Below are 12,962 nucleotides of genomic sequence, written 5' to 3'. Positions count from 1 at the left end.
CAGGGGATGGGAGTGGGAGTTTAACCGCGCATCCAAACGATACAGCGCTCGGCATTCAGGCCGGGAACAGTCAGCTGTTCCACGTGAAACACTTTCACACTTGGCGGCAAGGCCTGGATTTCAACCTCGGGATGCTTGCCCTTCATGGCCAGCCACACGCCATGCGGCGCCAGTGCCGAGGCGGACCAGGCGGTGAAGTCGAACAACGAGGCAAAGGCACGCGAACACACCACATCGAACGGGTCGGTCAAGGTCTCGACCCGGGCGTGCAGGCCGCGCAAATTGGGCAGGCGCAAACTGGCCGCCACCTGTTGCACAAATGCCGCTTTTTTGGCCACGGTGTCGACACAGGTCACCGACACCTCCGGGCAAGTGATGGCAATGACCACGCCCGGCAAACCGGCACCTGCACCCACATCCAACAAACGATACCTAGGGTGCGCCACAGACAAGGCCGCAGCTGTCGCTTTCAACGGCGTGGGTAACGGCACCTCGGGTTTTGACAGCTTAGCCAACTCGCGACGCAATGGCGCAACGACCGCCAGACTATCGAGCAAATGGTGGGTCAACATTTCCTGTGCATCACGCACCGCCGTGAGGTTGTAGACCTTGGTCCATTTGGCGATCAAGTCCATGTAGGCCAAGAGCTGCGCCTGTGCAGCCTCATCCAAAGACAAGTCCAAATCAAGCAAGCCTTGGCGCAAAGCGCCAGCCAAGGGGTGCGACATGGTCAAACCGCCGCCGCTACGTCGGAAGACTCTAGCGCCGAGGCCTCGGGCACAAAGCCTTTGACACGGGCGCGCTTGAGGTGGATCAGCAACAAGGACATGGCAGCAGGCGTGATGCCCGACAAGCGCGAAGCCTGCCCCAGCGTTTCGGGACGGTGGCGACTGAGCTTTTGTCGCACCTCGATAGACAGTGCCGTCACCTGGTTGTAGTCCAGGTCTTCTGGGAGACTGAGGTTTTCGTAATGGGCGGCACGCTGCACCTCATCACGCTGACGGTCAATGTAGCCCGAGTACTTGGCAGCAATTTCCACCTGCTCCACCACGGCACGGGTGGTTTCACGTGAAACATCATCGCCGCCCAAACCAGCCACCAACTCGGGGCTTTGATAGCGACCGCCATCCAGCGACATCAGCGCGTCATAACTCACATCTGGGCGGCGCAACAAATCAGCCAGGTTGTGCTCATGCTCAATGGCCTTGCCCAACACCCGCTCAGACTCGGCGGACGGCAAATTGCGGGGATTGACCCAGACCGACCTCAGGCGCTCTGTTTCACGTGAAACAGCATCGCGCTTGCGGCTGAAGGCTTCCCACCGTGCGTCATCGACCAACCCCATCTGGCGACCCATCTCGGTCAAGCGCATGTCGGCGTTGTCTTCGCGCAGTTGCAGGCGGAACTCAGCCCGGCTGGTGAACATGCGGTAGGGCTCAGTCACGCCTTTGGTGGTCAGGTCGTCAACCAACACGCCCAAATAGGCCTGGTCACGCCCAGGCGTCCAAGCGCCGCCAAAATCATTGGCTTGCCCCGCCATGGCACGGCACTGCAGGGCCGCATTGATGCCAGCAAACAAGCCTTGGGCCGCAGCCTCCTCGTAACCTGTTGTGCCGTTGATCTGGCCTGCAAAGAACAGGCCGCCAATGGCCCGGGTTTCAAAGCTGCGCTTGAGCTCACGCGGGTCAAAGTAGTCGTACTCGATGGCGTAACCCGGGCGAATGATGTGGGCGTTTTCCAGCCCTTTCATCGAGCGCACCAACTCGTACTGGATGTCGAAGGGCAAGCTGGTCGAAATGCCGTTGGGGTAGTACTCGTGGGTGGCCAGGCCTTCGGGCTCGAGAAAAATCTGGTGACTGTCTTTGTCGGCAAAGCGGTTGATTTTGTCTTCCACGCTGGGGCAATAGCGTGGCCCCACGCCCTCGATCTTGCCGGTGAACATGGGACTGCGGTCAAAGCCTGAGCGGATGATGTCATGGGTGCGCGCATTGGTGTGGGTGATCCAGCACGGCATGTGCTGAGGGTGCATCACCGCACGACCCATGAAGCTGAACACCGGCACCTCGCCGGGCAAACCACCGGGCATGCCGTCCCCGGGTTGTTCGGTGCATTGGCTGAAGTCAATGGTGCGTCCATCAAGCCTTGGGGGCGTGCCGGTTTTCAGGCGGCCTTGCGGCAACTTGAGCTCTTTCAGACGGGAAGACAAGCTCACCGCCGGTGGGTCGCCTGCACGACCACCCGAATAGTTGTTCAAGCCCACATGGATCTTGCCGTCTAGGAAAGTGCCGGCGGTCAGCACCACGGTACGGCCTTTGAAACGGATGCCGGCTTGGGTCACCGCACCGGCCACACGGTCGCCGTCCATCATCAAGTCGTCGACCGCTTGCTGAAACAACCACAGATTGGGCTGGTTCTCCAAACGGCGGCGGATGGCCGCCTTGTACAAAATGCGATCGGCCTGGGCACGGGTGGCGCGCACGGCTGGCCCTTTGGAGCTGTTCAAAATACGAAACTGAATGCCGCCTTCATCGGTCGCCAAGGCCATGGCGCCACCAAGGGCATCCACCTCTTTGACCAAGTGCCCTTTGCCAATGCCCCCAATGGAAGGGTTGCAGCTCATCTGGCCCAAGGTTTCGATGTTGTGCGACAACAGCAGGGTTTTGGCGCCCATGCGCGCAGCGGCCAACGCGGCCTCCGTACCGGCATGGCCACCGCCGACCACGATGACATCAAACTCTTGGGGATACAACATAAAACAGCCAACCTTTGAATACAGGGGCTGTGTGCCGCCCTGTCAAGCAGGGTGCGATTTTACAAGGCCCTCGCTCGCTGCGCACAGCGCCAAAGGCCCGCAGGGTCTGGGGTTGAGCGCCATATCGCTTATGGGTGCGCCCTGAGCTTCAGGCGGACGGCGTTTTCAAGAAGGTCAAGCTGACCCGCAAGCCAGAGGGTGTCTCGCCTTGCATCGACACCTGCGCACCCAACAAACGGGCGTATTCGCTGACGATGGCCAAGCCCAGCCCCGAGCCCTCTTTGAGCGCCTCGCCGGCCGAGCCCTGCACCCAGCGTTTGGTGAGTTGTTGCATTTGCGCGGCCGACACACCCGGCCCGTTGTCGCTGACCGACAAGACCACGGCTTGCGGTGCCTCGTGCACCGCCACCGTGATGTGGCTCTCGCCTTCTGGCGCTCGGCCATAGCGCAACGCGTTATCCAGCAAGTTGTTGAGCACGCCCTCGATCAAGGCCGCGCCGCCCATGACTTGCACAGGTTGCTCCACGCCCCGTGCGCCCAGGTCCACCCCTGCGGCGTCGGCACGGGGTAAAAAGCGCAACACGGCTTCGCCCACCAGCACATCCAGCGCCACCGGTTCACGCACCAAACTTTGCTGGGCCTCATCGGCCAAAGCCAGTGCCAAAAGCTGGTCCACCAAATGGCTGGCACGCTCTTGGCTGTGCGCAATGCCCTGCAATTGCTCGCGCCACACCTGAGGGTCGGTATGACGCAAACCATAGTCGGCCAGGGCGCGAATGCCCGCCAGCGGCGTGCGCAGTTCGTGGGCCACATTGCCCGAAAACTCACGCTGCGCTTGCACGCTTTGCGCAATGCGCGTCAACAAAGCGTTGACCGCCTGGCCCAAGCGCTGCACGTCACGCGTGCTGCCCGAGACGGGCACGGGCGTGAGGTCACGCGCATCGCGCTTGCCCACCAAGCGGGTCAGCTCGGCCAAGGGGTGCAGGTCGGTTTCGATGGCGCGCTGCAACCACAACGCCAAACCAATCAACAACAAAATCTGCGGCGCAATCGAAAACGCCAGCAAGCGCTGCAACAAGCGGTCTCGGCTGGTGGTAGTTTGCGCCATCACCACATAAAAATCCACCGGCTGCTCGCGGTGGATGGTGACACTGCGCAAACTGCGATTTTGATAGTCCAGGGTGTCAAACACCGGCTGCCCTGTCGTCCCCAGCTTGCCTGGCAACCCGGTATGACCGGCGACCAAACTGCCGTCGGGCCGCAGCACAGCAAAGTACAAGGACTCGCTTTGGTCAAACAAGACGGTGCTCATTTCCTGAGCCGACAAGCTCAGCTCTAAGCCCCCCATGCTCACATCGGCATTGCGGCGCACATGGCTGGCCACCAGATAGGCATCGTCCAGCAAGGCACGGTCATAGGCTTGTTGGGTGAAGTACGTGGCAATGCCGACCACCAAGGCCGAGCCAACCAGCCAGGTCAGCGCCAAGGGCAGCAACACATGGCGCAACAAGCGGTTGCGCAAAGACGGTTTGACAGTCAGTCGCTCAGTGCTCATGCCTGCTCCTCCAGCAAGTAGCCCATGCCCCGCAGGGTCCGAATGGTCGCGCCCGTGTGGGCCAGTTTTTTACGCAGACGGGAAATGAAGGCCTCCAAGGCGTTGTCGCCCAAGGCCTCGTCAAAGCCTGAGAGCTTGTCGGACAACACGCGCTTGCTGACAGTGCGCCCGGGCGGTGTCATCAGCTCCCACAGCACTTCAAACTCACGCGCGGGCAAGGCCAGATCAATCTCATCGACCAAGATCCGGCGGTTCTTGCGCTGCAACACCAAACGGCCCACCTGCACGTGGTCATCTGCCCCCAGGGTTCGACGCACCAAAGCGCGCAGCCGCGCTTCGACCTCTTCCAAGTCGAAGGGTTTGCCCAAGTAGTCATCGGCACCGGCATCCAAACCCGCAATGCGTTCGTCGGTTCTGTTGCGCGCTGTCAACACCAGCACGGGGGTACGGTCACCTCGGCGACGGGCCTCGCGCAACAGTTGCAAGCCACTGCCCGCCGCTGCGTGAGGCTGTCCATTCAAAGGCAAATTCAAGTCCAGCAAAACCGCGTCATACGCCTGCACTTGCCAATAGTGGGAGGCTTCCTCCAAATGGCTGGCCGCATCCACGCGGTGGCCCGCATCGCTCAGGCTGCGCAGCATCACCGCTTGCAGCACGGCGTCGTCTTCGATGAGCAAAATTCGCACGGGCGTAGAAAAAAGTTGTGGTCAGGTTTTGGTCAGGGAGGATGCGCGATAAACGCCGCATGAGCATACGACAGAACCTGCATCCACGCCGCCTGAGCTGGGTCTTAAGCCTGGCCCTGCCCCTGTGGGGTGGCCTGGCTTGCGCCGACACGCTGGGGTTGCCCCAAGTGCTGGAAGCAGCACGCAACAACCTGGATGTGTCGATGGCACGCCAAGCCGCTGAGGCGGCCCGCGCAGACGTGCTGGCCGCCGATCGATCCCCCTTTCCGATCTTCACAGCCAAGACCAGCCAAATGGACTTGGAACACGGCATTGGCGCTGGCCCCTTCGGTCAAAAGAAGATCGACAAGTCGGGCGGTATCGACTGGACCTGGGAACGCGGCAACAAACGCGGCTTACGCACCCAAAGCGCCGAACGTCAGGCCAACGCCGCCGTGGCTGACCTGCAAGATATGCGGGTGATGCAACAACTCGGGGCTGCGTCTGCTTATTTCGATTTGCTGGCCGCCATGGAGCGCAACCGCGAAATGCAGGCACTGGCCAGCAGCGCCAGACTACTGGCACAAAGCGCCTCGGTGCGACTGAAAGCCGGTGATTTATCAGCCCAAGAGTCGGCGCGGCTGGAAATCGAAGCCCAGCGCGCACAAGCCGACGCGCACAGTGCGCAGCTCGACCAAGAACGCGCCGTGTTGCAACTGGGCCAATTCACCAACCTGCGCATCAACCTGAAAGATTGGCAGATCAACGCCGATTGGCCCTTGCTGCAAGCCATGCTGGACGCCAGCACCGTGCAAGAGGCCTGGCTGGACCAACGCCCCGACGTCGTGGCGGCACTGGAGCGCGTGTCCGCCGCGCGCGCCGCACTGGAGCTGGCACAAGCCCAAAAGAAATCTGACCTGACCTTGGGCAGCAGCCTGGACCACTACCCCTCGCAATCGCGTCGCCTGCTCGAATTGCGCGTCTCGGTGCCTTTGCAATGGGGCTATGGCTATGAGGGTGAAATTGGCCGCGCACAGGCCCAGCTGACCTTGGCCCAAGATCTGTTGGACAAAACCCGCCGCGACGCCTTGGCCGATTTTCAACGCCTGCTGCAAGAACGAAATGCCGCCCAACAGCGCGAAGCCCTGTACGAACAAGACATCTTGCCGCGTGCACGCCGCGTGGCCGAGCAAGCCGAATTGGCCTACACCCAAGGCGCCTCGTCTTTGACCGATTTGCTGGATGCACGCCGCACCTTGCGCAGCACCCTGATTGAAGCCGCCTTCACCCGCGCCGACTACGCCAAAGCGCATACCGCCTGGCAGCTGCGCACCCCCCCTCAGACCGCCAGCACACGCTGAGCCGACACACCATGCACCACAACACTGCGAACGAGCCCAACAAGCTCCAAACCCTCTTGAACACCCCGACCAAACGCTGGGGAGTCGCCGCTGGCTTGGTGGCTGTGCTGGCACTGGGTTACTGGCTGAGCAAACCCGAACTCGCCCCCCACCCTGTGATCGCTCAACCCATCGTGCAAGGGCAACAACTGCGCTTTCCCGCTGGTCACCCGCAGCTGGCCTTGTTGGGCACAGCCCCGGCCGTCGCGGCCCAAAGCGTGACCATTGATTTACCGGCGCGTTTGGTCTGGAACGAAGAGCGCACCCAACGCATTTACCCCGCGTTTGCGGGCCGTGTGGTGCAACTCAACGCGGATGTCGGTCAAAGCGTCAAGGCAGGACAAGTGCTGGCCACGTTTGCCTCTCCCGACTTCGGTGCCGCACAAGCCGACACCGCCAAAGCGCAAGCCGATGCACGTTTGACCGAGCGCGCCTTGGCGCGCCAACAAACCCTGTTCAATGCGGGCATCGTGTCACGCAAAGACCTAGAGCAAGCCGAAGCTGACGCATCGCGTGCGCAAGCCGAGGTTGCGCGGGCACAAGCACGCACCAGCATGTATGGCAGCGGCAACTTGGTGAACCAACAACTGGGCGTGTCAGCAACCATCTCCGGCGTGGTGGTAGAGCGCAACCTCAGCGCGGGCCTGGAAGTGCGCCCCGACCAAGGGGGCCCCGGCAACCCGGCCTTGTTTGTGGTGAGCGACCCCAGTTCGTTGTGGGTGCAAATTGATGCGCGCGAGTCTGACGTGGCATCCCTCAAACCGGGCACCAAAATTGAACTGGTGTTGCCCAACGTCGTAGGCCAAAAATTCGAAGCCACGGTTGCGGCCACGGGCGACTTCATTGACCCAACGAGCCGAACCATCAAGGTCCGCGCCGTGATCGACAACCGCCAACGCTTGCTCAAAGCTGAGATGCTGGGCACGGCGCGCATCGAGCGTCAGCTCGCTGCAGGTGTGTTGGTGCCAGCCAGCGCCGTGCAGCTGCGCGGCACCGAACATTGGGCCTATGTGCAAACCGAAACCGGCGTGTTTGAGCCTCGTCGCATCAAACTCGGTTATGAAGGTTTGCAAGAGGTCTTGGTGATCGACGGGCTCAAAGCCAATGAGCTGGTGGTGAAAGACAACGGGTTGCTGCTAGCACGCGAGTTCCGCAACGCCGAAGACCAGGCCAAACCCCACACCTCTGCCGGTGGCACCAGCGCGGATCACAAATGAAACGTCTGATCCACTATGCGCTGAACCAACCGCTGTTCATCCTGCTGGGCACTCTGTTGTTCGTGATGTCTGGCGTGATCGCGTTCAAAAACCTGTCGGTTGAGGCGTTCCCAGACGTGACCGATACCCAAGTGACGGTGATTGCGCTCTACCCTGGGCGCGCGGCGGAGGAGGTGGAGAAGGAGGTTTCTCTGCCCATTGAAGTCGCGCTGTCGGGCTTGCCCAATTCGATCCGCGTGTTCTCACACACCCAATTCGGCTTGTCATTCACCGTGGTGACGTATGACGACAAGGCTGAGGTCAACTTGGCACGCCAGCAAGTCAACGAGCGTTTGCGGGGTGTTGATTTGCCCCCTGGCGTTGAAGCCGAGGTCATGCCCAACGCCACGCCAGTGGGCGAGATCATGCGCTACCGCCTCAAGGGCGATGGCAAGACCTCCACCGATTTGCGCACCATCGAAGACTGGACCGTCGAGCGCGCTTTGCGCCAAATTCCAGGCGTGGCCGACGTGGTGGGCATGGGCGGCTACATCAAACAATACGAGGTTCAGCCCGATCTGCAAAAGCTGCGCGCCTACAAGCTCACGCTGCAAGACTTGCAAGATGCGCTGGGCCGAGGCAACGCCAACGCGGGCGGCAGTTATGTGGCGCAAGGCGCACAGCAGTTCGCCATCCGTGGCTTGGGGCTATTGCGCTCCGCCGACGACATTGGCCAAATCGTGGTCACCGCACGCAGCAACACCCCGGTGCTGGTGCGCGATGTGGCCAAGGTCAGCATCGGTGCCGTGCCACGTTTGGGCACCGTGGGCCAAGACTTGGACGACGATGTGGTGACCGGCATTGTGATCATGCGCAAAGGCGAAAACCCCAGCGTGGTGCTCAAGGGCGTGAAAGAAAAAATTGCCGACCTGAACAACCGTGTGCTGCCACACGGTGTGCAAATCGAGCCCTTCTATGACCGTTCGTGGTTGATGGGCAAAACCTTGACCACGGTGTTCAAAAACTTGGTTGAAGGTGCGTTGCTGGTCTCGCTGGTGCTCTACCTGTTCTTGTCCAACATGCGCGCTTCGCTGGCCGTGGTGGTGGTGATTCCGCTGGCCTTGCTGGCCACGTTCTTGGGACTCAAGATCATGGGCGTGCCCGCCAACTTGCTGAGCTTGGGCGCGATGGACTTTGGCATCATCGTGGACGGTGCCGTGATCGTGATTGAAAACATCATGCACCGCCTGTCTGAGCGCGGGGAAGGCATGAACGAGAAGGAGCGTCGCACCCTGATCACCAACGCCGCCAACGAGGTGGGACGCCCCACCTTGTTCTCGATGCTGATCATCATTGCGGCGCACATCCCGATTTTTGCCTTGCAACGCCATGAGGGCCGTATCTTTCAGCCCATGGCCTTGTCGGTGACCACGGCGCTGGTTGGGGCCTTGATTTTCTCGCTCACCTTGGTGCCATTGCTCGCCTACTGGATGCTGCGCAAGGGCATTCCACACGGCGACAACCGCCTGGTGGCATGGGCCAAACAGGTGTACACCCCGGTGCTGGACTGGGCCATTGAGAAGCCCCGCAAGGTCGTCACAGTTGCCCTGAGTTGTTTTGCGCTGTCTGTTGTAGCAGCCGCCCATTTGGGCTCGGAGTTCTTGCCGGAGCTTAACGAGGGCACCTTCTGGGTCAACTGGGACATGCCGGCCAGCGTGTCACAAGAAGAGGCGGCCAAGATTTTGCGCAAAGCACGCCTGCAACTGCTCACGGTGCCCGAAGTGCGCACCGTGGTGTCCAAAGCCGGCCAACCCGAAGACGGCACCGACCCCAAAACCCTCAGCATGGCCGAGGTGTTTGTCGACGTGAAACCCGCAGAAGAATGGCGCAAGGGCATGACGCGTGATTTGCTGATTGAAGAGATGGACGAGAAGCTGGCCGTCATTCCTGGCGTGGACCCCGCGTTCTCGATGCCGATCCGCGACAACGTGCTGGAGTCGATCTCGCAAATCAAAGGACAGATCGTGGTCAAGGTCTCGGGCGACGACCTGACCGAGTTGCGGCGCACCACAGAAGCCATGCAACGCGAGTTCAAACAGGTGCAAGGCGTGCAACGTGCCGAGATTGACCGTTTGGGCGAAGTGCCACAGCTGGTGATTGACATTGACCGCGACCGCGCCTCACGCTTGGGGCTGAATGTGGGCGACGTGCAAGACGTGATCGAGTCAGCACTCGCAGGGCGTGCCACCACCCAAATTTGGGAGGGTGAGCGCAAGTTCAGCGTGGTGGTGCGTTTGAGCGGCGACAAACGCACCGCCGCCAACCTGCCCGCCACACCCATCGCCATACCCGGCGGGGGTTACACGACGCTAGAGAACGTGGCCACCATCCGTCAGGCCAGTGGTGCCATGAACATTGCCCGTGAAGCGGGGCGCCGGACCATGGCCATTGGCATTTTTGTGAAGGGCCGCGACATGGGCTCTATCGTGGCCGACATGAAAGCACGTGTGGCCAAGAACGTGACGATTGCCGACAACTACGCCGTCACCTGGTCGGGCGAGTTCGAAAACCAAGAACGCGCCATGCAACGTTTGGCGGTGGTGGTGCCTATTTCGCTGTTGCTGATTTTTGTGCTGCTGTTTGACGCATTTGCGTCGTTCAAAACGGCTGGCCTGATTTTGCTCAACGTGCCTTTGGCTTTGATTGGTGGCTTTGTGGCGCTGTGGATTTTCAGCATTCCGTTGTCGGTGTCTGCGGCCATTGGCTTTATCGCGCTGTCCGGTCAAGCGGTGCTCAACGGTGTGGTGATGCTGTCCGTATTTCAGCAGTTGCGCAACGCCGGCCTCACCGTGATTGACGCCGTGAAAGAAGGTGCACTTCAGCGCTTGCGCACCGTGCTGATGACGGCCTTGCTGGCCGCTTTGGGCCTGCTGCCCATGGCGCTGAGTCACGACATCGGCTCAGAGACGCAACGTCCTTTGGCCATTGTGGTGATTGGCGGCTTGTTCACCGCCACGCTGCTGACTTTGGTGGTGTTGCCTGCGTTGTATGTGGCCTGGTTCTCCAACAGCCCCAAGCCACCTGGCCACAACGGTCACTGAGGTTTTTCGGTCCCAACACGTGGTGACCAACGCTTGAGCAACAAGGCGTTGGTCATCACACTGACCGAGCTCAAGGCCATGGCAGCACCAGCCACCACCGGGCTCAAGTAGCCCAAAGCGGCCAATGGAATGCCTGCCGCGTTGTAGGCAAAAGCCCAGAACAGGTTTTGCCGAATTTTGGCCACGGTGCGGCTGGAAATGTCCAGCGCCGCCCCGACCAACGCCACCTCGCCACGCATGAGCGTGAAGCCTGCGGCTTGCATGGCCACATCGGTGCCGCCCCCGTTGGGGTTGGCCATGGCCATGCCCACATCGGCAGCCGCAAGTGCAGGCGCGTCGTTGATGCCGTCGCCCACAAAGGCCACCACCCGACGGGCCCCGTTGTCGCCCTGCTGCAGGCGCTGCACCAAGGCAAATTTGTCGCCAGGCAAAACCTCGGCATGTACCTCATCATCGTGCAGGCCCAGTCGTTGCGCCATGGCGCGTGCAGCCCCCAGGTTGTCGCCAGAGATCATGACCAAGCGCAAGCCGCGCGCGCGCAACGCGGCCAGGGCGGCTTGCACACCCGGTTTAGGCTCGTCACCAAACGCCAGCAAGGCACGTGGCAACAACTGCGCCGTGTCGCCCGAACCCACGCGCTCCACCAACACCGAGACCGTGGCACCTTGGGCCTGCAAGGCCAGCGCTTGCGCCTCCCAGGGCGCGGCCTGACTGGCAGAGCCAGTTAAGTTCAAGGCCGTCATCCACCGCAAGCTGCCCAACAGCAAGGCGCGCCCCTGCACCTGGCCCTCGCTGCCGTAGCCTGGCACCGCGCGCACGGCTTGTGGAGCGGCAAAGGTGACGTTCTGGTTTTTGGCAGCCTGCACCACGGCACGTGCCAAGGGGTGCTCGCTGCCGCTTTGCAAACTGGCAGCTATGGCCAACCAATCGTCTGCGCCTTGCGGTGCGTCAACAACGGGTGTGAGCGACAGCAAGCGCGGTTGCCCCACCGTGAGGGTGCCGGTTTTGTCAAAGGCCACCGTGTCCACGCGGTGCGCCACCTCCAAGGCTTGCACATCTTTGATCAAGATGCCGTGCTTGGCCGCCACACCCGTGCCCGCCATGATGGCCGCCGGCGTGGCCAGCCCTAGGGCACACGGACAGGCAATGACCAACACGGCCACGGCATGAATCAGCGACAGCTCGACGCTGTGGCCGCTCCACCACCAGGCCAGCAAGGTCAGCAAGGCCAACACCAACACCACGGGCACAAACACGGCGGAGACTTGATCCACCAGACGTTGAATGGGGGCCTTGGCCGATTGCGCGTCTTCCACCAAACGGATGATGTTGGCCAACACCGTGGCGGTGCCCGTGGCCGAGACCTGCATGACCAAACGGCCTTCCCCGTTGATGCTGCCACCCGTTACCCGGGCCCCAACACCCTTGGGCACAGGCAGCGGTTCGCCAGTGAGCATGGATTCGTCGAGTTGAGAGTCGCCCTCCAAGACCCGGCCATCGGCAGCCACGCGCTCACCTGGCAACACGACCACGTGGTCGCCTACCAACAGCTCTTCAATGGGAATGTCTTGTTCGCCATCCGGCCCGATGACGCGCGCGCGCGCGGGACGCAAGGCATGCAGCGCACGAATGGCGTCGGTGGTTTGGCGCTTGGCGCGGGCTTCCAGCCATTTGCCGAGCAAGACCAGCGTGATGACCACAGCCGAGCCCTCGAAATACAAGTGCACCATGGTGCCATCAGCGGCAGACCACCACAGCCACACCGACAAGGCCCAACCGGCAGTGGTGCCCAGGGTCACCAACAAGTCCATGTTGCCCGTGCCCGCCAACAAAGCGTGCCAACCCGCTTTGTAAAAACGCGCACCCAGCACAAACTGGACCGGGGTAGCCAACAAAAACTGCCACAACGCAGGCAACATCCCATGCTGGCCCAACACATCACCCAGCATGGGCAAGACCAAGGGCAAGCTCAACACCGCGCCCGCGAACACCGGCGAGAAACCCACCCACGGACCTGCGGCTTGTTGTTCGAGGTGCTCGGGTGCCAGGGGTTCGTAGCCCGCATCACGCACCGCACGGCGCAAGCGCGCTTCGTGGCTGGCGTCGTCGTCATTCCAGACTACACGCGCGGACTCCGTGGCCAAATTGACGCTGACATCCGTCACCCCTGGCAGTTTGGCGATGGCTCGCTCCACACGGGCCACGCATGAGGCACAGGTCATGCCGCCAATTCCAATGTCACAGGTGGTATCACTCATAAGAGTTAAGCTTACTCCTTTGTTAAGGAGCCACT

8 protein-coding genes are annotated in these 12,962 nt (G+C 61.4%); 3 read left to right on the top strand and 5 right to left on the bottom strand.

The window, feature by feature from the left end; all coding sequences use genetic code 11:
- Window positions 1–20: 20 nt before the first annotated feature.
- From rsmG to B9Z39_RS08610, 4 genes are all read right to left on the bottom strand, one after another.
- The gene (rsmG, locus tag B9Z39_RS08625; RefSeq protein WP_108301387.1) at window positions 21–728 is read right to left on the bottom strand and encodes a 16S rRNA (guanine(527)-N(7))-methyltransferase RsmG; all 708 of its coding nucleotides are present in this window, start codon (window positions 726–728) and stop codon (window positions 21–23) included.
- 2 nt (window positions 729–730) lie between these two features.
- The gene (mnmG, locus tag B9Z39_RS08620; protein WP_108301386.1) at window positions 731–2,752 is read right to left on the bottom strand and encodes a tRNA uridine-5-carboxymethylaminomethyl(34) synthesis enzyme MnmG; all 2,022 of its coding nucleotides are present in this window, start codon (window positions 2,750–2,752) and stop codon (window positions 731–733) included.
- A gap of 148 nt (window positions 2,753–2,900) precedes the next feature.
- A complete protein-coding gene (locus tag B9Z39_RS08615; protein ID WP_108301385.1) occupies window positions 2,901–4,307 on the bottom strand; it encodes a sensor histidine kinase in 1,407 nt (468 codons plus the stop codon).
- Window positions 4,304–4,993, bottom strand: a complete 690-nt coding sequence (locus B9Z39_RS08610; RefSeq protein WP_108301384.1) for a response regulator transcription factor — start codon at window positions 4,991–4,993, stop codon at window positions 4,304–4,306. Before B9Z39_RS08610 ends, B9Z39_RS08615 begins: the two co-directional genes overlap by 4 nt.
- Before the next feature lie 59 nt (window positions 4,994–5,052).
- Here B9Z39_RS08610 and B9Z39_RS08605 point away from each other — a divergent pair, with 59 nt between their 5' ends.
- The 3 genes from B9Z39_RS08605 to B9Z39_RS08595 are packed head-to-tail and all read left to right on the top strand — an operon-like array spanning window position 5,053 to window position 10,669.
- On the top strand, window positions 5,053–6,333 hold the full coding sequence (locus B9Z39_RS08605; protein WP_108301501.1) for a TolC family protein: 1,281 nt from the start codon (window positions 5,053–5,055) through the stop codon (window positions 6,331–6,333).
- 11 nt (window positions 6,334–6,344) lie between these two features.
- A complete protein-coding gene (locus B9Z39_RS08600) occupies window positions 6,345–7,589 on the top strand; it encodes an efflux RND transporter periplasmic adaptor subunit (RefSeq protein WP_108301383.1) in 1,245 nt (414 codons plus the stop codon).
- On the top strand, window positions 7,586–10,669 hold the full coding sequence (locus tag B9Z39_RS08595) for an efflux RND transporter permease subunit (protein WP_108301382.1): 3,084 nt from the start codon (window positions 7,586–7,588) through the stop codon (window positions 10,667–10,669). The genes B9Z39_RS08600 and B9Z39_RS08595 overlap by 4 nt, the downstream gene beginning before the upstream one ends.
- Here the strand turns inward: B9Z39_RS08595 and B9Z39_RS08590 are convergent.
- Entirely contained in the window at window positions 10,663–12,927 is a 2,265-nt protein-coding gene (locus B9Z39_RS08590; RefSeq protein ID WP_233248958.1) for a cation-translocating P-type ATPase, read from the bottom strand. The two genes, B9Z39_RS08595 and B9Z39_RS08590, sit on opposite strands and share 7 nt — an antisense overlap.
- Window positions 12,928–12,962: the final 35 nt, after the last annotated feature.

The organism is Limnohabitans sp. JirII-29 (assembly GCF_003063395.1).
GTDB lineage: Bacteria > Pseudomonadota > Gammaproteobacteria > Burkholderiales > Burkholderiaceae_C > Limnohabitans.
This window is presented reverse-complemented; position numbering and strand designations above follow the sequence as displayed.